At 61.7% G+C, this 23,169-nt stretch carries 18 protein-coding genes; 10 read left to right on the forward strand and 8 right to left on the reverse strand.

Annotated features, from left to right (window positions below; genetic code table 11):
- Window positions 1-521 precede the first annotated feature (521 nt).
- From BSU04_RS43660 to BSU04_RS43670, 3 genes are all read left to right on the forward strand, one after another.
- A complete protein-coding gene (locus tag BSU04_RS43660) occupies window positions 522-1,736 on the forward strand; it encodes an MFS transporter (protein ID WP_089166379.1) in 1,215 nt (404 codons plus the stop codon).
- Between the two features lie 167 nt (window positions 1,737-1,903).
- Entirely contained in the window at window positions 1,904-2,485 is a 582-nt protein-coding gene (locus tag BSU04_RS43665) for a DinB family protein (protein ID WP_089166380.1), read from the forward strand.
- A 106-nt stretch (window positions 2,486-2,591) separates the two neighbouring features.
- Window positions 2,592-3,338 (forward strand): GntR family transcriptional regulator, encoded by a 747-nt coding sequence (locus BSU04_RS43670; protein WP_089166381.1) that lies wholly within the window; start codon window positions 2,592-2,594, stop codon window positions 3,336-3,338.
- 10 nt (window positions 3,339-3,348) lie between these two features.
- On the opposite strand, the gene BSU04_RS43675 is transcribed toward BSU04_RS43670, so the two are convergent.
- Window positions 3,349-4,737: a CoA transferase gene (locus BSU04_RS43675; RefSeq protein WP_373452927.1), complete on the reverse strand. Its 1,389-nt coding sequence runs from the start codon at window positions 4,735-4,737 to the stop codon at window positions 3,349-3,351.
- A 222-nt stretch (window positions 4,738-4,959) separates the two neighbouring features.
- Between BSU04_RS43675 and mdtD the strand changes: the two genes are divergently transcribed.
- Both mdtD and BSU04_RS43685 read left to right on the forward strand, forming a co-directional pair.
- Window positions 4,960-6,408 (forward strand): multidrug transporter subunit MdtD, encoded by a 1,449-nt coding sequence (gene mdtD, locus BSU04_RS43680; RefSeq protein WP_089166383.1) that lies wholly within the window; start codon window positions 4,960-4,962, stop codon window positions 6,406-6,408.
- Window positions 6,409-6,765: 357 nt separating this feature from the next.
- Window positions 6,766-8,040 (forward strand): EAL domain-containing protein, encoded by a 1,275-nt coding sequence (locus tag BSU04_RS43685; RefSeq protein WP_089166384.1) that lies wholly within the window; start codon window positions 6,766-6,768, stop codon window positions 8,038-8,040.
- A gap of 30 nt (window positions 8,041-8,070) precedes the next feature.
- Here the strand turns inward: BSU04_RS43685 and BSU04_RS43690 are convergent, their stop codons facing one another.
- Window positions 8,071-10,131, reverse strand: a complete 2,061-nt coding sequence (locus BSU04_RS43690; protein ID WP_256983934.1) for a hybrid sensor histidine kinase/response regulator — start codon at window positions 10,129-10,131, stop codon at window positions 8,071-8,073.
- A gap of 3 nt (window positions 10,132-10,134) precedes the next feature.
- The gene (locus tag BSU04_RS43695; protein WP_373452928.1) at window positions 10,135-11,604 is read right to left on the reverse strand and encodes an ATPase domain-containing protein; all 1,470 of its coding nucleotides are present in this window, start codon (window positions 11,602-11,604) and stop codon (window positions 10,135-10,137) included.
- 274 nt (window positions 11,605-11,878) lie between these two features.
- Here BSU04_RS43695 and BSU04_RS43700 point away from each other — a divergent pair, with 274 nt between their 5' ends.
- The 3 genes from BSU04_RS43700 (at window position 11,879) to serC (ending at window position 16,410) form a co-directional block, all read left to right on the forward strand.
- Window positions 11,879-13,771 (forward strand): DUF3857 domain-containing transglutaminase family protein, encoded by a 1,893-nt coding sequence (locus tag BSU04_RS43700; RefSeq protein ID WP_373452929.1) that lies wholly within the window; start codon window positions 11,879-11,881, stop codon window positions 13,769-13,771.
- Between the two features lie 140 nt (window positions 13,772-13,911).
- Window positions 13,912-15,318 carry a hypothetical protein gene (locus tag BSU04_RS43705; RefSeq protein ID WP_144021545.1) on the forward strand — a complete coding sequence of 469 codons (1,407 nt, stop codon included), beginning with the start codon at window positions 13,912-13,914 and terminating at the stop codon, window positions 15,316-15,318.
- Complete coding sequence (gene serC, locus BSU04_RS43710; protein WP_089166388.1) at window positions 15,319-16,410, forward strand: 3-phosphoserine/phosphohydroxythreonine transaminase; 1,092 nt, start codon at window positions 15,319-15,321, stop codon at window positions 16,408-16,410.
- A 209-nt stretch (window positions 16,411-16,619) separates the two neighbouring features.
- Here serC and BSU04_RS49090 read toward each other — a convergent pair whose 3' ends face one another.
- From BSU04_RS49090 to BSU04_RS43730, 3 genes are all read right to left on the reverse strand, one after another.
- Window positions 16,620-16,808, reverse strand: coding sequence for a response regulator (locus BSU04_RS49090; RefSeq protein WP_373452930.1), 189 nt, complete (start codon window positions 16,806-16,808; stop codon window positions 16,620-16,622).
- A 65-nt stretch (window positions 16,809-16,873) separates the two neighbouring features.
- The gene (locus BSU04_RS43720) at window positions 16,874-18,007 is read right to left on the reverse strand and encodes a sensor histidine kinase (RefSeq protein WP_256983935.1); all 1,134 of its coding nucleotides are present in this window, start codon (window positions 18,005-18,007) and stop codon (window positions 16,874-16,876) included.
- Window positions 18,008-18,382: 375 nt separating this feature from the next.
- On the reverse strand, window positions 18,383-18,895 hold the full coding sequence (locus BSU04_RS43730; protein WP_089166391.1) for a DUF6622 family protein: 513 nt from the start codon (window positions 18,893-18,895) through the stop codon (window positions 18,383-18,385).
- Window positions 18,896-19,313: 418 nt separating this feature from the next.
- On the opposite strand from BSU04_RS43730, the gene BSU04_RS43735 reads away from it, so the two are divergent.
- Complete coding sequence (locus BSU04_RS43735; protein WP_089166392.1) at window positions 19,314-20,060, forward strand: acetyltransferase; 747 nt, start codon at window positions 19,314-19,316, stop codon at window positions 20,058-20,060.
- A gap of 70 nt (window positions 20,061-20,130) precedes the next feature.
- On the opposite strand, the gene BSU04_RS46155 is transcribed toward BSU04_RS43735, so the two are convergent.
- Window positions 20,131-20,229 (reverse strand): WbqC family protein, encoded by a 99-nt coding sequence (locus tag BSU04_RS46155; RefSeq protein WP_144021547.1) that lies wholly within the window; start codon window positions 20,227-20,229, stop codon window positions 20,131-20,133.
- A gap of 730 nt (window positions 20,230-20,959) precedes the next feature.
- Window positions 20,960-21,877: a LysR family transcriptional regulator gene (locus tag BSU04_RS43740; RefSeq protein WP_089166393.1), complete on the reverse strand. Its 918-nt coding sequence runs from the start codon at window positions 21,875-21,877 to the stop codon at window positions 20,960-20,962.
- A gap of 114 nt (window positions 21,878-21,991) precedes the next feature.
- Here BSU04_RS43740 and BSU04_RS43745 point away from each other — a divergent pair, with 114 nt between their 5' ends.
- A complete protein-coding gene (locus BSU04_RS43745) occupies window positions 21,992-23,155 on the forward strand; it encodes an alpha/beta fold hydrolase (protein ID WP_089166394.1) in 1,164 nt (387 codons plus the stop codon).
- Window positions 23,156-23,169 lie beyond the last annotated feature (14 nt).

Below are 23,169 nucleotides of genomic sequence, written 5' to 3' on the forward strand. Positions count from 1 at the left end.
CCGCGAGTTTCTTCATCATCGCAGCGGCCAACCTAGTCGCGCTTCCTGGTTTTCCTGAGCTGAGCTGCTTCCTGTTTCAGTTGCTCAGACTCATCCTGCAAGTCATTAGCGATGTCCGTCAGTTTCTCTACCCACGCTAGCACTTCAAGCTCCGACGGCGTTAGTCCCTCTCGAGCGATGTCGGGTAGTGAGAATTTTTTTGGAAGAGTCACGAGTGCGGATCAAATGATGTTGGTGCGACAAACGTTAACATCGTCATCCGCAGTTTACAAGCGCAATCATGAGCGCACGCAACGAAGCTATCGGCTACCTCGACCGCGTGCGCAGATCAAATAACACAGCACGGCGCGTGGTGCTCGCCCCGGGTTATTGAGAAGTTACCGGAAAATTCCGTAAGTCCTTCTCCCATAAGCCTTTCCGCTATTCTGCGGGTCCTGAAAAAGCGTCCGGCGGGTCACGTCCGCGCCCAACCTATGGGACAATCACGCTTCTTCAGCGATATCAACCCCGCACTTACCCCAATGTCTACCGAAGCCCCGCTGTCCCGACGCGCCGATCTAGCCATTACCGGGCGGATCGTCTCGGTCGTCACGTTCACGTTCATTTGTTACCTGACCATCGGTGTCCCGCTCGCGGTGCTGCCTGGTTTCGTGCATACGGATCTCGGCTACGGGTCGGTGATGGCAGGCGTGGCAATTAGCGTGCAGTACTTCGCCACGCTCGCCTCGCGGCCGCTCGCCGGGCGCACGGCGGACACCATCGGGCCTAAGCAGACGGTGCTGTACGGGCTGACCGCCTGCGCGATCAGCGGCGTGCTGCTGCTCAGCGCGGCGCTTGCGTCGCAATGGCATTCGGTGAGCCTGGGGCTGCTGATCGTCGGCCGTCTTGTGCTTGGCTTCGGCGAAAGCTGGGTGGGAACCGGCGCGATCACGTGGGGTATCGGACGCGTCGGCGCCGCCGGGAGTGGCCGGGTGATCTCGTGGAACGGCATTGCCACGTATGGCGCGCTGGCTATTGGCGCTCCGCTTGGCGTGGCGATGGAACGCTCGCTCGGATTTGCGTCGCTGGGTGTGCTCGTGATCGCGCTCGGGGGGCTTGGTTACTGGCTCGCCACACGCATGGCGGCGGTGCCGATCGTGCATGGCGAGCGCATGTCGTATCGCAGCGTGTTCTTTCGGGTGCTGCCGCACGGCATGGGTCTCGCGCTGGGATCGGCGGGATTTGGGTCGATCGCCACCTTCATCACGCTCTTTTATGCCGCGCACAACTGGCCTGACGCAGCGCTTTCGCTGACCGTGTTCGGCACGATGTTCGTCGGCTCCCGGCTCTTGTTTGCCAACACCATCAAGGTCTTCGGCGGCTTTCGCGTGGCTATCGTCTCGTTTGCGTTCGAATGCGTCGGCCTGCTGATGCTCTGGCTTGCGGCAGACCCCGCCTTTGCACTCGCGGGCGCCGCGCTGACCGGGTTTGGCTTCGCGCTGATCTTCCCGGCGCTCGGCGTGGAAGCGGTCGGGCTCGTGCCGCCGGCCAGCCGGGGCGCGGCGTTGTCGGCGTATTCGGTGTTCCTCGATTTGTCGCTGGGCGTGACGGGGCCGCTGGCCGGATATATCGCCGGGGAGTTCGGCTTCAGCTCCGTGTACCTGTTCGCCGCGGTTGCATCGGCGGCGGGCGTGGCGTTGACCGTCGCGCTGTATTTGCGTACCGGGCGTGGACTGGGCGGCGCTGCGACGGCTTAGAACGCCGGATTGCTCGATCGATGAAACGTCCGCTTCGGCGGACGTTTTGCTTTGGCGTGCTCCAACGGAAGAGGGAGGACCCTAAGGCATGGCCCTCATCCCCCATGCCATAATTTCCGGCCGCTATCCCGCGATAGCAATTGTCCTGTCTCACGAGTCCGCCGACCATGTCCAACCCGCTTTCCCGCCATTTCCTGAGCATGGCCTATAACAGCGCCTGGTCGAATCATCGTCTGTTGAAGGCTTGCGCTCAGCTGACCCAGGCGGATTTCGTCGCGCATCGAACCAGCTTCTTTCCATCGATCAAGGCAACGCTCAACCACAATCTGAGCGTCGACTGGTTTTACGTCGACGCGCTCGAACGCGAGCAGCGCAACGAGCCGCCTCATCCGCAGATCATGTCTTTCTTCGATCCGGAAGAACCCTTCGATACCTGCGTCGACCTCCAGCGCGAGCAACGGCTGGCGGATCGGCGGCTCATCGACTACTGCGCTCATCTCACCGACGACACCCTCGAGCGTCAGGTCACCCTCCTTCGTCCTCGTGCAAAACAGCAGGAAACCCGCACGCGGTTACTTGGACATGTGTTCCAGCATCAGATCCATCATCGCGGGCAAGTGCACGCCATGCTTGCCGGAACGTCGGTCCCGCCCCCGCAGCTCGACGAATTTTTCTGCGAGATCGATGCCGAGCTCCGCGCCACCGATCTGGCCGAAATGGGCCTGAGCGAATCGGCTGTCTGGGAATAAACGCAGGGCTCACTTGCCTCCGCCCACGGGTGCCGCTTCTCATTCAATCCCCGTCGCCGCGCTGCTTGTCTTAGAATCTGCCCTTGGTCCCCACTTCCTGCGCCCTATGAACACGACATCGGAAGATCGCTGGCGCGACTTGCGCCCGGACCCGGACAGTGACACCCCGCTTTATCTCCAGCTCGCCCGCAAGCTCGGCAACGCAATCCACGACAATCGCTGGAACGCGGGTGAAGCGCTGCCCTCGGAGCGCGTGTTGTCGGAGGCGCTCGGGGTATCGCGGATCACGTCGCGTAAAGCAATCGCATTGCTGGTCGAACAAGGGCTGATCCGGCGCACACAAGGCGCCGGATCATTCATCACGCCGCGCTATGAAGATCCGCTGTCGCGGCTGTCGAGCTTCAGCGAAATGCTGCGCCGACGCGGTTTTACCCCCGGCTCGAAATGGCTCTCCCGCGTGATCGAGCCCGCGAATCGCGATGAAGTGATCCAGCTCGGGTTGTCGCCGGCGGCGGCCGTAACCCGCTTGCGCCGCTTGCGCACGGCCGACGGCATTGTGATGGCCGTTGAAAATTCCACGTTTCCGGCGGCGCTGATTCCGGACCCGCAGGCCGTTGGCGATTCGCTTTACAGCTTTCTGGAGCAGCGCAACCTGTCGATCGTGCGAGCCCTGCAGCATTTCCGCGCGGTGAATGCGAGCGATGAGATCGCCGAGCAAATGGGCATCGCGCCGCACGACGCGCTGCTGCTGATCACGCGCGTGGGGTATACGGCCGACCAGCGCCCGATCGAACTCACCGATACCTATTGCCGCAACGACTACTACGATTTCGTCGCGGAATTGCGCAAGTAGTCGTACGTAGCTACCACCAGCGCGGCTGGTCGGTCCCGATAGGCACCGGTGGTGAAACCCAGTACGGCGGCGTCAGCGACATGCGTTCAGGCGGCTGCGTGCACGTGAGCGGTCCGAACGGCGAGGCGATGGTTTGCAGCATGTCGCGGACATCGTCGAGTTGGGGATCGGGTACGTTCTGGCCATCTTCGATCAGACCCATCGATTGCAGCCAGCGCCCGGTCCGCGCCAGCGCCACCCGCACATGCCAGCTCCCCCCTTGCGTGGCGCGTCGTTGCAGCGCGATCATCGCGCCCAGTGCCGCGAGATAACCGGTGGCGTGATCGAGTGCCTGACACGGTAGATGGCGAGGTTGGGTCTGACCAGCCGCCTGCGCTTCGGTCCACGCAATCCCGCTCGCTGATTGCACGAGGCTGTCGAAGCCGCGCCGCTGTGACCAGGGGCCTTTGTGCCCATACGCCGAGATCGTCACGTACACGATACCCGGGCGCAGGCGCGCAGCCTCTTCCGGGCCGAAGCCATGTGCAGCCAGCGCGCCGGGACGATAGCCTTGCAGGAATACATCGGCATCTTTCAATAGCGCACGCAGCAATTCGCGGTCGTTTTCTTCGCGAAGGTCGAGCGTCGCCGAGCGTTTGCCGCGGCCGTTGTCGATGACTAACGGTGCAATGTTCGGCAGATGCGCACCGTTGATCAGCAGGACATCGGCACCGTGCTGGGCGAGCGTTCGCCCCGCTACCGGCCCCGCGATGATCCGGCTCAGGTCCAGCACGCGCACGTCTGCCAAAGGCCGTTGCGGCTCGCCTTGGCCGATGGGTTCCGGCGGGGTATCGTCGAGTTTGACGATCTCCAGCAGCGGTATTTCCGCAATCGCTTGGGCCTGCGGCGTGAGCGCCCACTCCTCGGGCGTGCGGATCAGCGCGGCGCATAGTCCGGCATCAGCGAGCGCCTCGTCCAGGCTTGCGCCGCTCCATTCACGGATGGCCTGCGTGACGCCGGCGTGATCGTTCGGGCAGCCCAGCAGCTTCACCACATTATCGCGATGATGCTTGAAGTTGGTATGAAGCTGGATCCAGCGGCCGTCACGGGTCTCGTAGAAGCCCATTAGCGGATCGCGCAGCTCCGGCGGGTTCTCGGTTCCGATGCGTAAGTAACGCTCGCTGCGAAACGCGATTGCCGCGCGGCGCGTGTAGATGTGCACATCTTGCTGCCGCCCGGTGCGATGCCTGAAGCATTCCGCTGCCGCCAACGCCGAGGCGCCCACGCTCGCCGCCGCCAGATCACTCACCCGATACACCGACGGCAGTTGGCGTTCATCGCCGCTGATCGTGAGGCGTTCAAGCGCCTCAGGATCTCCCTGCGCCAGACGCCAGAGTTCTTCGACAGGTTTCATAGCCATGCTCCTTCTCAATGCCGCTTGGTCCACCCGGGGTCCGCAGGTTCACCCTCGATGATATCGACTGCCGGCGCACCCATCCGTTTGCCGTCCGATTCCCGTCCGGTCCAATCGGTCTAACCGGTCTAGACGGTCTAGACGGCGTGCCGATTGTGGCGCACATCGGTACGCAATCCGTGCGCACATCCACGTAAAATCACGGCACTCCCTCCGCCGGCTCCTTTCATGCCCGACACAATCCGCTCGAACGTTGCACCCACGCCCTCGCCCCAATCGCTCACGATCATGCTGTGGCTTGTCGCCACGGGCTTTTTCATGCAGACGCTCGATTCAACCATCGTCAACACCGCCCTGCCCGCCATGGCCCGAAGCCTCGGTGAAGCGCCGCTGCGAATGCAAGGCGTGGTGATCGCGTATTCGTTGACCATGGCGACCGTCATTCCTTTTTCCGGGTGGCTAGCCGACAAACTCGGCACGCGCCACGTCTTCTTCAGCGCAATCCTGATCTTCACCATCGGTTCGTTGCTTTGCGCCAACGCCCACACGCTCATGCAACTCGTGATTTATCGCGTGGTGCAAGGGGTGGGGGGCGCCATGCTGCTGCCCGTCGGGCGCCTCGCGTTGCTGCGCGTGGTGCCCGCCGAACGTTATCTCAGCGCCATGTCGTTTGTCGCCATTCCGGGGCTGATCGGGCCGCTTATCGGACCGACGCTCGGCGGCTGGATCGTGCAGATTGCGTCGTGGCACTGGATCTTCCTGATCAACGTACCCGTGGGCGTGATCGGCTGTATTGCCACGCGGCTTTTCATGACCGATAGCCGCAACCCGTCCACCGCTCCCTTCGATCTCGCCGGTTACCTGCTGCTCGCGGTCGGCATGATCGCGCTGACCATCTCGCTCGACGGCCTCGCCGATCTCGGCCTCCAGCACGCCATCGTGCTCGTGTTGCTCGTGCTGAGCATGGCATGTTTTGTCGCGTACGGACTGCACGCCGTACGCGTTGCACAACCAATCTTCTCGCTCGATCTCTTCAAGATCCATACGTTCAGCGTCGGCTTGCTCGGCAATCTGTTCGCTCGCATAGGCAGCGGCGCGATGCCGTATCTGCTGCCGCTGCTGCTCCAGATCAGTCTCGGCTATTCCGCGTTCCAAGCCGGTCTCATGATGCTGCCCGTGGCCGCTGCCGGGATGTTGTCGAAGCGCATTGTGACGAGCCTGATCATGAAGCGCGGGTATCGGAAGGTACTGATGGTCAACACGGTGCTCGTCGGACTCACGATGGCAAGTTTCTCGCTCACCAGCGCCGAGCAGCCTCTGTGGCTGCGCCTCGTTCAGCTGGCGTTCTTCGGCGGCGTCAACTCCATCCAGTTCACCGCGATGAACACGCTCACGCTGAAAGACCTGGGAACCGGCGGCGCGAGCAGCGGCAATAGCTTGTTCTCGCTCGTGCAGATGCTCTCGATGAGTCTGGGCGTCACGATCGCCGGCGCAGTGCTCGCGACCTTCACCGGCATCCTGCCCCGCGTCACCGCGACGAATTCGCTGCCCGCCTTTCACGCGACGTTCCTCTGCGTTGGCATTATTACGGCTGCGTCAGCGTGGATCTTTGCGCAGCTCGGGCCGGAAATCCGCGCCGTGAATACCAAGAAAACCGATCCCTCCGAAGCACATTAAGGCGCTGGCGACGCTGCTTTGCCTTGCGCTCGCTGCGCGCTTGTTGCTCGCTGCTCGTTGCTCGTTATACGCACCGCTGCCCGCTCCTTGCGTTGATGGGTGCCAACAACGCGCCACCTCGATCCATCTCCCGTGCGTGCTGCACTACGAACGTGCATGCGGTCTCGCCGCTTCCCTGCCTTTAGAACCGGCGCCGCAGCTGCGCCCCAGCCAGGCCCGGTTTCGGCGGGAATATCTCAATTGTCCGGCAAATGCGCATATTTCTTGCTCTTCCGGGAGGGGCCCTATCCTGTAAACTAGTTCTTTCCCGATGTTTACTCCCACTCGAGCCGCGTTCGAACGCCTGCCAAAACCACCATGAGCATGGTTGATCTCGACCCTCCCCGCTTTCAGCCACCGCGTCCCGTTGCGGAAGACGATGGTTCGCGGCGCACTGTCCTGTACGGCGAATACACGGTGTTCAGCGTTTTCCAGCCCGTGTTCTCCGTGTCTCACCGGCGCGCGATCGGTTATCACGCGTCGCTGCGAGCCCGGGACGATTCCGGCCGGCAAGTCCCCTCGCATGAAGTCTTCACGCAGGCAGCACGGCGCGGGGATCTGCTCGAACTGGGCCGGTTGGCCGAATCGCTGCATCTGGGCAATTTCTTTTCCTTCGATAGCGACGACGAATGGCTGTTCCTCAGCCTCCATCCGGCCGCGTTGATGGACACGAGCTACGGCGACGCGCTGCTGGCATCGCTGAAAAACATCGGTCTGCCGCCGCAGCGCGTCGTGCTGGAAGTGCCCGAGCAAGCGGGCGGCGAGACTACGCGCTTTGCTGAAATCATCGATTCATTGCGCAAGTCCGGCTTTCTGATCGCGTTGGACGGCTTCGGCGTGAAGCATTCGAATATCGACCGCGTGTGGCATCTGCGGCCCGATATCGTGACGCTCGACCGCTGCATCCTGCAGCAGGCGAGCGAACATTCGCATATCGAGCGCGTGTTACCGGGGCTTGTTTCCCTGCTGCACGAGTCCGGTCAACTGGTCTTGATGGGTGGCCTGAGCACCGAACGCGACGCGCTGATCGCGCTCGAATGCAACGTCGATTTCGTGCAGGGCGCGTATTTCGCGGGCCCGAGCGTGGAAGCCGTGAAACCGCAAGCCGCGCAAGGCGTGCTGGACGCGTTGTCTGCCGCGTCCCGCGAGCGCGTGGCCGCGCGTGAACGCACGCAGTCAGCGCGGCTCGCGCCGTATGTCGGCGCGCTGGAAACAGCGGCGGCGCGTCTGATCGAAGGCGAAACGCTCGCCAATGCGACCCGCACGCTATTGCAGCTTCACGAAACGGCGCGCTGCTTCCTGCTCGATGCATCGGGACGGCAGATTGGCGACAACGTCTTGCCCGTCGCGCGTGCCTCGCAACGTGCCAAGCGTTTTCGGCCGCTGCTGCATTCTGAAGGCGCGAGCTGGGAACGCCGGCCTTATTTCATCGAAGCATTGCGCACGCCGGACCGGGTTCATCTGACCGCGCCGTATCTGTCGATCAACGAAGCGCATCTCTGCGTAACGGCGTCCATCGCCGCGCATACGCCGCGCGGCTTGCAGGTCCTGTGTGTCGATATCAACTGGGACGTGACGTCGCAACGGCGTTGAACGTTGAGCAGCGCAAGCAGACTCGCTGAATCACACATTCGAGCGTGTCGTCAGCGCAGCCTTCACGGTGCGCGCAAGCTCTCCTATCTGAAACGGCTTCCTGAGCACCGCGTAACCCTCTACGCGGTCTTTCGATACATCCACGTCCGCATACCCCGTCGCCAGGATCACAGGCAGTTGCGGGCGTGAGCGCTTCGCTTCTGCAATCACTTCGAGGCCATTCATGCCGGGCATCGCGAAGTCGACCATCAGCAAGTCCGGATTGTCGGCCTGCAGCCGCTCCAGCCCCGCGCGACCGTGCGATGCCTCGGTGACCGTGTAGCCGAGCATCTTCAGGCAGTCGACGAGAAAGGCCCGCACGTCGACGTCGTCTTCAATCACGAGGATCCGCTCGTGCGCGCCCGAGATCTCTTCACCCGGCTGCGCGACCTCCGCCTTGGCCACCACGCGTTCGCGCAAAGGCAGCCATAACTCGACGGTCGTGCCCTCGCCCGGCTCGCTCTGAATCCGCGCCGTTCCTCCGGCCTGACGCGCAATGCCATAGACCTGACTCAAGCCGAGACCCGTGCCCTTGCCGACCGGTTTGGTCGTGAAAAACGGATCGAAGACACGCGTCAGCAACTCCGGCGCGATGCCTGTGCCCGTATCGCTCACGCCGATCACCACATAGTGTCCCGACGGCACCGCTTCGTCAGGCGCTGTGCGCTCACTCACGCGAATGGTCAGCAAGCCGCCGTCGGGCATGGCGTCACGCGCGTTGATGGCTAGATTCAGCACGGCGAGCTCGAGCTGGTTGGCATCGGCGTCGGTCCAGGCTTCTTTCACATCGAAGCGGGTACCGAAATGAATGCCCGTTCCCAGCGACAACGTCAGCATGTCGCGCATGCCATGCAGCATCGAAATGACGTCGATGGCCTTCAGGTCCAGATTGCTGCTGCGTGAAAACGTCAGTAGCTGGCCGGTCAGCTTCGCGCCGCGTTCGGTCGCCCGCTTGACCGTCTGCGCCATGGTCTGCACGCGTTCATCGCGGGTCACGCGCGTGATCAGCTCAGCGTTGCCCATGATCACGTTCAGCAGATTGTTGAAGTCATGCGCAATACCGCCGGTCAGTTGCCCGAGCGCTTCCATCTTTTGTGCCTGCACGAGCACCGCCTGGACCTTGGCACGCTCGTGGATTTCCTTCATCAGCCGGTCGTTCGCCGACGCCAGTTCCTGCGTGCGTTCCGCGATACGACTCTCCAGCGTGTCGTTCAAACGCTCAACCACGAGCTGGCTCGCAAGAATCTTCTCGTTGACTTCGTGACGGTCGGTGACGTCCAGCGACACGCCGATGATGCGTGTCGTCGAGGTCCCAGAAACGCTGCCTGGAGCGCGCATTGGATGGCCGCGCGACTGAACCCAGTGAACGGTGTCGTCCGGCCAGATCACCCGATATTCGACCGTCAGGTTGGTATTGTTATTGATGCAACTATCCAGCGCGCGCTGACGCATCTCGCGGTCATCGGGGTGCACCAGCTGGATAATCTGCGCGTAGTCCAGCGTCGGCCCCTTGTGTCCGTAGATCTTGCGGAACGCTTCGGTGGAGCGCAGCGCGCCGGTCTCGACATCGAGTTCCCACGATCCCAACTGGCCCGCCGCAAGCGCCAGATGCAGCCGTTCCTGCGCTTCCACGCGCTCGGCAAGCTGACGCCGCGCCTCGTATTGCCGCAGGCGCGCGCGCAACGCCGACGACACCGCGCGCCGCAACGTTTCCGCGTTGAGCGGGCGCTCCAGCACGACGACGTTACCCAGCAACTCTAGCCGGTCTAGCGCCTGTTCCGGACGACGTTCGGTGCGTTTGGTGGCAAGCAGGATCAGAGGAAAATCGGACCACGTGGGCTGCTGGCCGAGCCACTGGAAGAGCTGCGGCATGTCGCTGTCGGAGAGTGCTTCTTCCGCGATCAGCGCCGTGCCCGCGCCGCCGCGCAGTTCGGCATTCAGCATGGCGGCATTGAGGCAGGAAAGACAGTTGCGGCCATCCTTGCTCAGCACTTCACCGACTACGTCCGCGTCGCGGCCGCGAGGGGCTAGGATCAGGACACGGTTTTCCACGGCTTAGCGGTCCCTCGCGTCGGGACTTCCCAGCATGGCTGTGTCACCGCGATACGCCGGCAGGCCGGCGAGCACGCCATCGAAATCGCGCAGTGCTTCACTCAGCTCCAGGCCGCCGTGCGTCAGCCTGAACTGGCGAATCGTGCGCTCATGCGCGCTGCCACGGCTTTTGACAGTGGCGACCGCCGTCAACACCTCACCCCGGTGTTCAAAGTAGCGGAACAGGACCATCGCGTCGCTGAGGTAGCTGATATCGACGTCCGACTGCACCTCGCCCACAATGCCGTGCTGCCCGAGCACGAGCATCGTCACAATGCCGCGCTGGTTGAGATAACCGAGCAACTCGTGCATTTGCAGCAGCAGATAACGCTCGCCGGGCATCGCCTGCAGATAGGCGTTCAGGCTGTCGATGGCAACGTAGGTCACGGCTTCGTCTTCCACCGCATCGCGCACGTCGCTGGTGAATTGGCCGGGCGACATCTCGGCCGGATCGATCTGGCGCAAGGTCAGCAGACCGTTGTCGAGATAGGTCGACAGATCCATGCCGAGTGACTTCGAACGCATTAACAGCGTGCCGAGCGTTTCGTCGAAGAGATAGTAGATGCAGCGCTCGCCACGCTTGAGCGCCGCCATGAGGCAACACACCACGGTCGTGGTCTTGCCCACACCTGACGGCCCGATCAGCAGCGCATTCGTGCCGGGAATCAAGCCGCCACCGAGCATGGCGTCTAGGCCCGCCGATCCGGTCGACACCGGCGCGTTGGCAAATTCCGCGTGATGTTCGGCGGCCACCAGGCGCGGATAGACGTCGATACCGCCCGTCTCCAGCGTGAAGTCGTGGAATCCTTCGCGAAACTTGATACCGCGCATTTTCGCGACACGCACGCGGCGACGCGCGCCGCCATAATCGTGGACAAGCTGGTCGAGGCTGATCACGCCGTGCGCGATGCTGTGAAGCTGCAGATCGTTGGGGTCAGAGGTGTTGTCGTCGAGCAGGTACACCGTGCAATCGCGGGTCGCGAAATAACGCTTGAGCGCGAGGATCTGACGCCGGTAGCGCAAGGGGTTCTGTGACAACAACCGTAGTTCCGACAAGCTGTCCAGCACGATCCGCACAGGCTTGAGCGTTTCAACCTGGCGCATCACGTTTTCGACCGTCTCGCCAAGCTCCACTTCCGCCGGGTGCAGGATCGACTGCTCGTACTCAGGGTCCAGCCCTTCGTCGGAGAGGAGTTCAATAATGGACAACGCATCGACATTCCAGCCGTGGGCATCGGCGACGGCTAGCAGCTCAGAGTGCGTCTCGGAAAGGGTGATGTACAAACCGACTTCGCCCAGTTCTACGCCCTTGAGTAAAAATTGCAGTGCGAGGGTGGTTTTTCCAGCCCCCGGCGACCCTTCGATAAGGTACACACGGTTCGGCGTCAGTCCGCCGCCCAGGATGTTGTCAAGCCCGGTGATGCCCGTCGACATGCGGGGTGCGGGGAGGGACGACTGACGTTGAGTGCTCATAGCAGGAATAGGATTTAATGGACGTAGCGGTCTCGCAAAGAACACGGCCAAGGTCGGATCTCGCTACCGAACAGCCGCCATAAATGTCAGGTAAAAGCAAAGAACAGGCCCAAGGGTTTTCGCTCGCACCGGTAAGCCGTGGTGACAGGCGCACACGCGATACCGCGCGGGATACCGGGCGAGATACCTGTTGAGATACGATAAGCCGTTGAACCTGCACCTAAAACCGCCCTCCATGAGTTCGAGATCGATGCGTGTCAAACACCGTGTTTTGCTGGCTGCATCTCTGGCGTGTATAGGATTACGGCCGGCTTTGGGCATGGAGACCATCGAAACCGCGCAGCCGTCTACGCTTGTCAGCGACGTCCACACCTTCGTCGTGGCGGAAGACGGCTCCTTGACGGAGGACGATGAAACCACCTTGCGCGCGAACACGCCGGCGGGTGTTGGCGACATCGCGCAACGCTACATCTGGTTCGACAAATCGACCTCAACCATCGACATAAGCGATGCCTACTCGCTCGGCCCCGACGGTATCAAACACATCGTGGCGCCCGATCAGATCCGCGAGATCCAGGAGCCGCGCTCGGCGGGCGCCCCCACGTTCGAGGACTCTCGCCTGAAAGCGGTGGTCTTTCCTGGGGTGAACACGGGATCGATCGTGCATCTGCGGTTTCATAAGACCCAGTCGAAACCGGTCATCGCGGGGCAGTTCGATTATTTCGTCGAGCCCAGCCGTGGCCCGGTGGAAGTCCAGCGGCTGATCTTCGACTTGCCCGCCGACAAACCACTCTATGCCGATGCGCGCGGTTATATCGCCGTGCCGCCGGTGACGCAGGGTGGCCGCACGCGCTACGAATTCGACTACAGCCGGGCCCATTACGATCGGGTGGAAGCGGGCTCGGTCGGCTATGCGCAGTACGGCGACCGGCTGATGGTGTCGACATTTCCGGACTACCGGAGCTTTGCCGCAAGCTATCGGGACGGCACCGTCGATCCGAGTGCGAACGACGCGGCGGTGCGTACCCTCGCGCAATCGCTCACGCGCAACGAAACCGATGCACGCGCGAAAGCGGCCACGCTTTACGACTGGGTACGCCACAACATCCGCTACGTGTCGCTGTTCCTGGGGCAGAGTCCCGCCATTCCCCACCGGGCCGCCGATATTCTCGCCAACCGCTATGGCGACTGCAAGGACTATGTCGCGCTCTACGGTGCGATGCTGGCTGCGGTTGGTATCGAGAACTCGCCGGCCTTGATCAGCCTCGGCTCGGTCTATACGTTGCCGTCCGTACCGGGCTATGGCGGCAGCGCGATCAACCACGTCATTACGTGGCTGCCGGGGCTGGGAATGTATGCCGACTCGACGGCCTTGAGTATTGAGTTCGGCTCTCTCCCGCTCGCGGACATGGATCGTCCAACGCTGCTGGTGGGCGACGGCACGCTGTCACGAACGCCCGCTACCGAGCCGCTGTCACGCACAGTGCGCTTGCAGATCGAGGTAATGCCTGATGGCTCGGCTGCGTTCGCCGATCAGGTGGAAGACGCCGGATGGAGCACCGGGCCGGAGCGTGCGAACCTGCTGCATGCGACTGACGAGCGCCGCAAGCAGATCGCCGATGCCCGCCTTCGGGCGACAGGCCTGCGCGGTGTCGCATCGCTTGCCGCCCGCGACCTGGACGCAAGCAACGGGGCGCTGACCACCACGATCAATGGAACTCTGGACGATGTGGTGTGGCCCACCGGCACGACCGCCCTGCCCGCGCTGACGAGCCTGTCGGGCGGGATTGCCACGCAGGTTGAGAACCTGCTCGCCGAGCGCGTGCGGACCCAGCCGTTCATGTGCACCGGAGGCGCGTTCGATGAAGTCGCACAAGTCACCTTGCCAAAGACAGTTCGCGTCACTGATGTTCCGACCGACGCAAATTTCACGAGCGCATTTTTCGATTATTCATCGCGTTATGTCTTCGACCCCGCGACGAACCTGCTTCAGGCAGAGCGCCATCTGAAGGCGAACTTCGGCAAGCAGGTATGTACGCCCGCGGACTTCACTGCCATGCAACCGGTGTTGAAGCGAATCGAACGGGACGCGGATGCCCAGGTCATCGTCAAGGCGATGGAGCCGTGACAGAACCGTGTTGAAGCGCGTTCGACCTCCGCGTAAATTTTCGTTACGCTGGCGAGCACGGCTGTAACCGGAATGTCGGGTGACGACGCTATGCTGCAAAACCAGCATTGACGGGACGTCCCGATGCGCACGGCCAGGCCATGATGACCCAAGAACCCGACGACACCGCCAAGCATCCGCCCGCACCAATCGATCGTTCAGGCGCGATCGCGTCGCCAGATCCATCGGTTCACCGCACGCTCGCCGATGCATCCCGCCAAGCCGGCGATGAACTCGGCGCGCTCGCCCATCTGATCGCAGCCCATACCCTCGATGCCTATGCGAGTGGCTCGCCGGACGCCCGCACGAACAGCTTGTGCGACGTCGCCACGGGCTATTTCATGAAGGGCGACCACGCAGTCGCCGCGCGCTGGTACGCGCTCGTGCTCACGCTCGATCCGAATGTCGCCGTTGCGTGCCAGAACCTCGCCGCTATCCATGCAGGTGAAGGAAACACGGCCCTTGCCGAGGTCTATCGCGAACGCGCGTACGCAATCCAGCGGGTGTTTGTCGAAGAGACTGCGGGCTGGACTCGCTCTGTCCTGATCCTGTGCGCGGGCAGGAGGACAGGTAATGTCCCGTTCGAGGCGTTGTTGCCGGGAACGAGGAACCGTCGGATCAAGTACGCAATCGACTACGCTGCCGACGACGAAGACGCTCAACTCCCCGCCTTCGATCTCGTGTTCAACGCGATCGGCGATCCAGATATCGCGGCGCCGCTTGGGGCGAGGCTCGCGCGTTTCGAGGCGCAGTGTTCGCGCCCGTTGCTCAATCCGAACTCGGCAATCACCCCGACCTCGCGGCATACGCTGTCCGCGCTGCTTGATGGCATTGATGATGTACAGACTGCGCCGTGCGTGCGGTACGAAGGTCAAAGCGAAGGTCACAGCGAAATACCGAACGAAGCGCAGGGCGTTGGGGCACTGGCGTCGCTTCGCTCGCTGCTCGCCGATCACGCCGTTACGTTTCCGCTGCTGGCGCGGCCCGTTGCCGCTCACGGCGGCGACGGCCTGGTTCTGTGCGACAGCATCGAAGCACTTGAAAGCCGGTTATCGACGCAAGAAGGCGCCCAGTACCTGACGGCGTTTCGCGATTGCCAGTCGGACGATGGTTTCTACCGCAAGTATCGCGTGATCTACGTCGATCGTCGGCCGCTTCCCTATCATCTCGTGATCTCGCCGCACTGGATCGCGCATTATTTTTCCGCCGAAATGGAAAACCATGCCTGGAAGCTCGACGAGGAACGGCGCTTCCTGCAAGACCCGCGTGCGGCACTCGGCGAGCGTGCAATGAACGCTATTGCGGCTATCGGGCAGCGGCTCGATCTGGACTACGGCGGCATCGATTTCACGCTTCTGCCTGACGGTCAGGTCTTCGTGTTCGAAGCCAACGCGACCATGCTCGCGCACTACGAGCGCGATAGCGGCGTGCTCGCTCACAAGAACCAACATGTGCAACATATCGTCGATGCGTTCGAACACATGCTCGCGCACCGGACGGCGGGCTGAATGAACAAGACGATGAACTTCTCGGGTGGACCGGGTGCGCTACCGGCGTCGGTGCTGCGCGAAACGAGCATTGCTATCGACGCGTTGCCCGAGACGGGTTTATCGGTGCTGGGAATGAGCCATCGATCCGACTGGTTCCGCGGCGTCCTCGATGAAGCCGAGCGCAACCTGCGCGTGCTGCTCGACATTCCCGGCACCTACCATGTGCTGTTCATGCAGGGCGGCAGCAGCCTGCAGTTCTCCATGCTGCCGATGAACTTCCTGCGCAGCAGCGGCAAGCATGCCGAGTACATTGTGTCGGGTTACTGGAGCGCGAAGGCGCCGGTCGAAGCGCGGCACGAAGGAGCAACGAGGGTGGTGTGGGACGGCAGCGCACAGGGGTATCGCCGCTTGCCGGCGCCGGCGGAGTTAAACCTCGCGCCAGACGCGGCCTATCTGCATTACGTGTCCAACGAAACGGTCGAAGGGCTGGAATTTGCGAACATTCCGGGCCTGCATGAGGTGCCGCTGGTCTGCGACATGTCCTCCAATCTGCTGGCTGCGCCGCTCGATATCGACCGTTACGCGATGATCTATGCGCACGCGCAGAAGAACCTCGGGCCGGCCGGTGTCACCTTGGTGATCTTGCGCGATGAATTCGCTCAACGGGCAACGCATGCGTTGCCGACCCTGCTCGACTATCGGACGCATATTCAATCGCGTTCGCTGTACAACACGCCGCCTGTGTTTGCCATCTATGTGTTGATGCTGGTGACACGCTGGCTGCGCGATGAAATAGGCGGAGTGGAAAACATGGCCGCGATCAACCGCGCGAAATCGGAGCGGCTGTATCGTGCGCTCGATGCCGAGCCGGATTTCTATTGTGTGCATGGTGAGCGCGCTTGCCGGTCGACCATGAACGTCGCCTTCCGCCTGCCCGACACAGCCACGCAAGCACAGTTCCTCGATGACGCCCGCCGCGCAGGCTTGCACGGACTGGAAGGACATCGATCGATCGGCGGCCTGCGAGCGTCGCTATACAACGCGGTGACGCCCGAAGCGGTCGGCCTGTTGTCGGAGTGGCTGGGGGAGTTTCGTCGGCTGCGGGGTTAGGTAGACGGTGCGGGTTCGACTGACCGCGTGGTTCAGATGAGCTCGCGCAACGTGTGGATGGCAGCGGCCCACGACGGCCGCGCTGCCTCCGATTGCGCCCTCTGCTGCAATGCGGCTTGCAAACGCGCGCAGGTTTTTTCGAGGCGATCGGGCTGCACGGGCTTCAGAACATAATCGACCGCTGCCTGCTCGAACGCGTGCGATGCGTATTAATCGTAAGCCGTCACGAACACCAGCACCGGGAACGGTTTAGCGAGGTCAGGCCAGTCTTCGGCAAGGGTCTGTGCGGCCTCGAGTCCCGTCATGCCGGGCATGCGTATGTCGAGGGAAAGCACGTCGGGTTGGAGCGCCAGCGCCTGCTTGACTGCGTCTTCGGCAATCAGAACGGTGGCTTTCATACTCGGCGAGGAATGGTCGGTGGTCGGAATCAACTCGGCAGTCGGGATCAAACGATCGGCCAGAATCAAGATACGGGAAGGCGCACGATAGCGAGGGTACCGCCCTCATTATCGCTAGCGGCAACGAGTTCGAGCGACGCCGTTTTACCGTATAGCGCAGCAAGCCGTTCGCGAACCTGCTGGATGCCAAAACGGCTGCCACCGGGCGGTAAACCACCAAGGCCCGTACCGCCAATCCCCGCCCCTGTATCGCGGACACTGAGCACGAGCGTACCGCCTTCACGCTGCGCGGACACCCGAATCCAGCCGCCCGCGACCGTGGGTTCAAGTCCATGCTTGATCGCGTTTTCGACCAGAGGTTGCAGCAGCAGCGGCGGCACCGACAACCGGCCAAGGTCGTCCGGAAGATCGAGCCGCCTGCTCAGGCGTTTTCCCATGCGGGTCTGCATCAACTCGAGATAGTCGTCGATACGCGCAAACTCCTCGGACAACGAATGTGATCCCAATCCCGAGCGGGACGCGTCAAGCGTCGCGCGCAGGAACGCGATCAACCGGTCGAGCATGGCCTGGGCACGCGGCGGGTCTTGCGCGATCAGCACCCGCAGATTGGCCAGCGTGTTGAACAGCATGTGCGGTTCGAGCTGCGACTCTAGCAACTTGAGCTGACTCTCCGCGGCACTTCGCAGCGCAACTTCCGTGCGCGTTTCCATCGCGGCCATACGACCTCGGGCATAGAAGAAATAGGTGATGCCAAGCGACAGCACAAATACGCCGGTCATGCTCAGCAATACTGCCCGAGGGTTGTCCATGATCGCAGCCGATGCGTGCGGCACGCCGGTCAGCCGATCGCCCAGCATGTGCCCGGCGAGGTAGCCCCCTACGCCCGAAACAACCACCCACGGAGCCATCAATGCCCAGCCGGGCCAGTTGCGCTGAGCCTCCTGGTTACCTGGCGAGCGCTTGCGAATCAGGAAGGCCAGGCCGTATCGGCCCACCTCGATCAAACCCTGGATAAAGAGTGCGCTGCAAAGCGAATAGATCAGGTTGTTCGCGAACGAATCGCGATACATCGCGTAGAAGAACAGGGTGCTCGCCGCCGATACCAGGATAAAGATCCGCAGTTCGCGCCATAGCCGGTTCAGGATGGAACGAGTGTGACGCATGAAGCGGGCGTTGGTGGTGTGCGTTGATTCAGACACGGCTGGAGCCTTTTGGTTGTTCGACAGCCCGCGCCCGTGCGCAACTCGACAGTCGTATTGCCTTCGCCGTGGGGCGCCCATCCGGGATGGTTTGAACACGTATCCGAGGATGGCGGACCCACTGCCCGCCGGCCAGATCACCCGGCGGATCGACCCATTGCGCGGATTCTACGCGTAGCGGGTTGTAGCAGGTCATCGGATGCTTCAGGCCTTAGCGGCAAGACAGTAGCGGTAAGACAGATGGGCGCGCTTCCCGCGAGATCATGGCTGCCGGTTCGGGGCTTATGCGAAGAAGCTGGCGTAGGACATACCGTACGCTTAAGCCGCCGAATAACCCGCTTATCGAGCAGCTTATCGAGCCGCTCAATGAGCCGCTCAAAAAGCCATGCTGGACGGTTCGGCCTGTCGGGCGACGCGCCACATTGCGAGGCCGCGTGCAAGGAAGATGCCGCTAAAAGCGCCGTACGCCAAACTCACCGATACCGCGAACAGCCCGTCGCCGCTCAGATCGGGATGCATCGCCAGCGCGACGTTAGCGCCAAACTTGATGATGAACAGGCCGAGGATCAACATGAGCGGAACCCAGCTTCCGGGCACGAGCAGACGCTGCTCGGCAGCAAGCCAGCGGACCTTGCTGCCTACACCGGCAGCATGCGATATCACGACAGCCGCGAGCACCGCCGCCGCCCACGCAACCAGCGCGATCGACTGCGCGGCGAAGACTGACACAACGCCGTAAAAAGAGAGCGCGGCCATCGCGATGGGAATTGCGGTCGCGGCGCGCAGCGTCCTGTGCCGCGGATGCGTCTGCGAAACGCCGACAGAAACCAGGGCGGCGAGCAGCCACCAAACCCAGTGCGGTGTGTGCTGAAGAATGCTGATGAGCATGATGATCGTCCTTATCCGTAGGGAGGAGATTTCGATGATGCTCATGGTCGGCGTTGGCCTCGCACGTCGCCAGCGGTTTGCGACGGGATGACACATTGCGCCGCGAAACGTGCCGGGTGCGGCGCGAGTGGCGGCAGCAGAACAAAGACCCGCAACTGACAACGGCCCACCAGGCGTAAGCCTGGCGGGCCGTCTTTTTGGTATGAATTGAACAGAAGGCAGAAAGCTGCTCTGTTCACGGTAACTGCTTTGACCGACCGGTCTTAAGCTCTAGCTGTCCTGCACGTACCAAAGGAGCAATGAGGCCTCATGCCGGCCTCCGATCCATCGGACAACCCCGCTTCCAGCCGCGCCCCGGATCTGGCGAAAGCGACATCCGGCAGGCCAATTGCCGCCAAGCACTAACCAATTAATGCCAATGAACCTTGTTACATCTGATGACTGCACCGGCATCATGCCGAACCATCCGTGGTCAAAACATTTCGTCATGATCGGTTACAAGGACGGCGCTTTCTCATGCGTTCCCAACCATTTCTTCAGAGACTGGCTGGACGAAGAGCCGCAATTCGGCGACTTTCACATCGGCCGCTGTTCAGGGCTGGGTGTCGGTTCCATCGTCAAGTACGACGGAGCAGCTCAAAAACTCGTCATTGGGAAGAACGTCGCAGGAGGATTGCGACTTCGGTTCCTCCTGAATGGACAGCATGAGACGCGGACCATGTCGACAACCATGTTCAGTGGCTACGGCACCGGCATCATCAATCCGCCCATGCCGCAGTATGCCGACACAGTGATCCACAACGACGTCTGGATTGGGGACGAGGCGTTGTTTCTTGGCGGCAGCGTAGTCGCGAGCGGGTGCGTCATTGGCGCACGCACGGTCGTGCCGCCAAACTTTCGTAGCGAGCCTTACGGTGTGTACGCTGGCTCACCGGCTCGTCTGCTGCGTTTTCGGTTCCCGGAGAAAGTGCGTGAAAAGTTGCTTGAGCTCGCCTGGTGGGATATGCCGCTGGACTGGATCAAGGCGAACAACGATGCATTCCTCGTGGATCTCACCGTCGACGAAGGCCGCGCTCTGGAAACCCTGTCTGAAGCACAACGAGCCAAGGACGCCGCGCTCGGGAAGAAGCTCGTAGCGCCTGCCCCTGTCACTGCGCAGCAGTAGCCGCGCCGAACTGATTGAGCAGTTTCTTTTTATCAACTGCCGGCGCGATTGTCCGATCGACTACATCCACCTAATCAGAGTCGTTTTGCAGGGGAATACTGAAAAACGCGTCCGTTTTATTTTGAAGAAAGCGATTGCGATTGAACCAGACCTTCTTCGTGTATTTGATGTTGTCGTAGCGGACGCTTCGCGCTCGGCTTCGCGCTCAACCTTGCGCCAGAGTACCCTTCGCCAGGCACCAGCTGTTAGCCATCTACCTTCGCTCGCTCGCGCTGCAAGACCTCGTCGCTGGCCGAAGCGGACGCCCGTATGTCCGCATGGCCGCACAGGTGAGTGGCTGCAACTGGCGGACAAGCGCTTTCGGCGCGTGTGATGGACCGTAAAAAAAGCCCTCGCATAGAGGGCTTTCATTTGTCTTCGGTCTCCGAAGTTTATTGCAGAGGGGTCGCTACATTTTCCGGACTTTATTGCGCTTTCCAGACTTTATTGTCACGGGACAAGAGACCTCAATGTTTTGTGACAATAAACTTTGGAAACGTTGGCAATACAGTTGAGAACGCCCGGATAGAAGCTTCATGACTCATACCTGTAGTGAAGCGCCTCTTTTATGCAACAAAATCGCACTATTCTTTCGAAACGCCAAGTGTCGAAGCTAAACGCTCTAAGAAGCAGCAGATTGAAAGGTAGATTCCAAACTTAATTGATCGACATCCTGCCTATCCGGATCGGGCCGATCAGTTCATACCGCCCGCCACGACTATCCAAATTAAGCGTCCCCGGTTGCGGCATGGCATTAGCGTTCGCCGCCGGACATCACGAGGGTCCTTGTCGCCCCTAAGCGGCCACTTTTTGCTCGGCACGCCTGAACGGCCGCTTTCGAAGCCGGAACAGCCTCTCTTCTAAGGTATTTCCTTACGATCCCAGGACGGTTCATCGCCGAAAGTTTCGGCAAGATAATCGACGAATCGTCGCACTTTGAGCGGTATGCGCCGCGCGCTCGGATAAATGGCTTGAATGGCCAGATCAGCGGCGCGATAAGCCGGCAGCAGCGCCACCAGTTCGCCGCGCCGGAGGTGCTCGCCGAACACGAAGGTCGGACCGTACGCGATACCGGCCCCGGCGAGTGCTGCAGCCAGAAGCATTTGGGTATTGTTGGCTGCCATCCGGCATGGTCCGTCGATGACGTGCGCGCGGTTTCTCGCATCGAGCAAGGTCCAGTCGCCAGCCGACACAGCCTCGCTGAAAGCAAGTCGTTGCGCATGCTGCAAGTCGACCGGTTTGCGAGGCGTTCCATGGCGCTTGAGGTAGGCGGGCGACGCACACACGACCATCCGGCAGGGCGCAAGCCGACGAGTCACGAGTCCAGGGTCCTCCAGCCGTCCGATCCGGATTGCGACATCAACGCCCGCGTCGATAAGATCGACATAGCGGTCTCCAAGCACCACTTCCACGTTAACGTGCGGATGATCCTCCAGGTAGCGCGCCACGACCTCGCCCAGGTGCATTGCGCCGAACGTAACCGGCGCCGCAACGCGCAGCACACCGCGCGCCGTGCCTTGCGAATCGCTCGCTTCACGCCTTGCTTCGTCGAAGGCTTCAAGGATGCGCTTGCAGCGTTCGTAGTAGGTCTGGCCGGTATCGGTCAGACTCAGGTGCCGTGTGGTGCGCTGGAGTAGCCTCGCATTCAGTTCGGCCTCAAGGGCGCTCACATGCTTGCCCGCCATTGCCGCCGATAGGCCGAAGCGGCGTGCCGCCGCAGCAAAGCTGCCTTCCTCGACAGCGGAGACGAATATGCCAAGGCTCGTAAGTCGGTCCATTTTCTTCTCCGATTCGATAGCTGCATTATCGACTCAAAACACTATTTCGCCAATTATCAAACTGGAGACTTGAATCTACTATTCGTGCATCACCTAAAGAACAAGGGCCCGAAAATGGATATTAAGTCGAACGGTACGCGGATTCATGTCAGGCAAAGCGGCAGCGGCGAGTTAGCGCTGGTGTTCCTGCACTACTACGGTGGCTCGTCGCGTACATGGGACGGGGTGGCGAGCAAATTGTCAGACCGTTATTCAATTGTTGCGACCGATCACCGCGGCTGGGGCGACTCCGAGGCGCCTGTCGACGGCTACCGCATCACCGACCTTGCCGCTGATGCCGAAGGCGTCATCGAAGCGCTGGGGCTGCAGCGTTACGTTCTAATCGGTCACTCGATGGGCGGCAAGGTGGCTCAACTTATCGCATCGCGTCGACCGTGCGGGCTCGAAGGTCTGGTGCTCGTCGCGCCGTCGCCGCCGTCGCCGATGCTGCTGTCTGACGAGCAACGTACGACGCTGAGCGGCGCGTATAAATCGCGCGAATCAGTCGAGTTTGTCATCGATCACGTGTTGACTGCAAAACCGCTCGACGCGTCCCGCCGCGAGCAAGTCATCGAGGACAGTCTGAGGGGCGCACCGCAGGCCAAGGCGGCCTGGCCAGACGTGGCCATGCGCGAAGACATTACCGCGGCGACGGCGTTGATCGATGCGCCGACCATCGTCATCTCCGGCGAGCTTGACCAGGTAGATCGCGCCGCAACGCTACAGGCGGAACTGCTGCCGCGCATTCCCCACGCTGCTATGCACATACTGCCCGGAATCGGGCACTTGTCGCCGCTAGAGGCACCGGCTGATGTCGCGCGACTGATTGCGCGATTCGTCACAGCGATCGAGGACAAGTCTGTAGTGTGCAGTTCGCCCGAGCAGGTCCCGGTCGCTTTCGATGCAGCGCTGAACGCCGGCGATCTCGATTGCCTGCTCGGTCTGTTCAGCAATCAAGCCACGATGCGAATGACCAATGGCGATGTAGTTCAGGAAAATCCCGCCGGATTGCGCACCGCTTTTGCCCGGTTGCTGGCACTGAGGCCGCGCATCCATAACAAGGTGCGTCGTGTACTGACGAGCGGCGACATCGCCCTGGTTATGCTCGACTGGACCTTGAACGTGACGCTACCGGACGGTCGCGAGCACGAAGAGCTCGGCACCGCTACGCAGGTGATGGAATTGGGCCGCGACGGTGGATGGCGGCTGCGGATTTCCAATCCGCTTGGGCTGAACTGACCGGCGCTGCAGGT

Source organism: Caballeronia sordidicola, from assembly GCF_002220365.1.
In the GTDB taxonomy this organism is placed as follows: domain Bacteria; phylum Pseudomonadota; class Gammaproteobacteria; order Burkholderiales; family Burkholderiaceae; genus Caballeronia; species Caballeronia sordidicola_C.

Excerpts from the sequence above, each read along its gene's own strand:
- BSU04_RS43660 (WP_089166379.1), top strand. The coding sequence starts at position 522 with ATGTCTACCGAAGCCCCGCTGTCCCGACGCGCCGATCTAGCCATTACC.
- BSU04_RS43665 (WP_089166380.1), top strand. The coding sequence starts at position 1,904 with ATGTCCAACCCGCTTTCCCGCCATTTCCTGAGCATGGCCTATAACAGC.
- BSU04_RS43670 (WP_089166381.1), top strand. The coding sequence starts at position 2,592 with ATGAACACGACATCGGAAGATCGCTGGCGCGACTTGCGCCCGGACCCG.
- BSU04_RS43675 (WP_373452927.1), bottom strand. The coding sequence starts at position 4,737 with ATGGCTATGAAACCTGTCGAAGAACTCTGGCGTCTGGCGCAGGGAGAT.
- mdtD (WP_089166383.1), top strand. The coding sequence starts at position 4,960 with ATGCCCGACACAATCCGCTCGAACGTTGCACCCACGCCCTCGCCCCAA.
- BSU04_RS43685 (WP_089166384.1), top strand. The coding sequence starts at position 6,766 with ATGAGCATGGTTGATCTCGACCCTCCCCGCTTTCAGCCACCGCGTCCC.
- BSU04_RS43695 (WP_373452928.1), bottom strand. The coding sequence starts at position 11,604 with ATGTCGACGGGCATCACCGGGCTTGACAACATCCTGGGCGGCGGACTG.
- BSU04_RS43700 (WP_373452929.1), top strand. The coding sequence starts at position 11,879 with ATGAGTTCGAGATCGATGCGTGTCAAACACCGTGTTTTGCTGGCTGCA.
- BSU04_RS43705 (WP_144021545.1), top strand. The coding sequence starts at position 13,912 with ATGATGACCCAAGAACCCGACGACACCGCCAAGCATCCGCCCGCACCA.
- serC (WP_089166388.1), top strand. The coding sequence starts at position 15,319 with ATGAACAAGACGATGAACTTCTCGGGTGGACCGGGTGCGCTACCGGCG.
- BSU04_RS49090 (WP_373452930.1), bottom strand. The coding sequence starts at position 16,808 with ATGAAAGCCACCGTTCTGATTGCCGAAGACGCAGTCAAGCAGGCGCTG.
- BSU04_RS43730 (WP_089166391.1), bottom strand. The coding sequence starts at position 18,895 with ATGCTCATCAGCATTCTTCAGCACACACCGCACTGGGTTTGGTGGCTG.
- BSU04_RS43735 (WP_089166392.1), top strand. The coding sequence starts at position 19,314 with ATGAACCTTGTTACATCTGATGACTGCACCGGCATCATGCCGAACCAT.
- BSU04_RS43740 (WP_089166393.1), bottom strand. The coding sequence starts at position 21,877 with ATGGACCGACTTACGAGCCTTGGCATATTCGTCTCCGCTGTCGAGGAA.
- BSU04_RS43745 (WP_089166394.1), top strand. The coding sequence starts at position 21,992 with ATGGATATTAAGTCGAACGGTACGCGGATTCATGTCAGGCAAAGCGGC.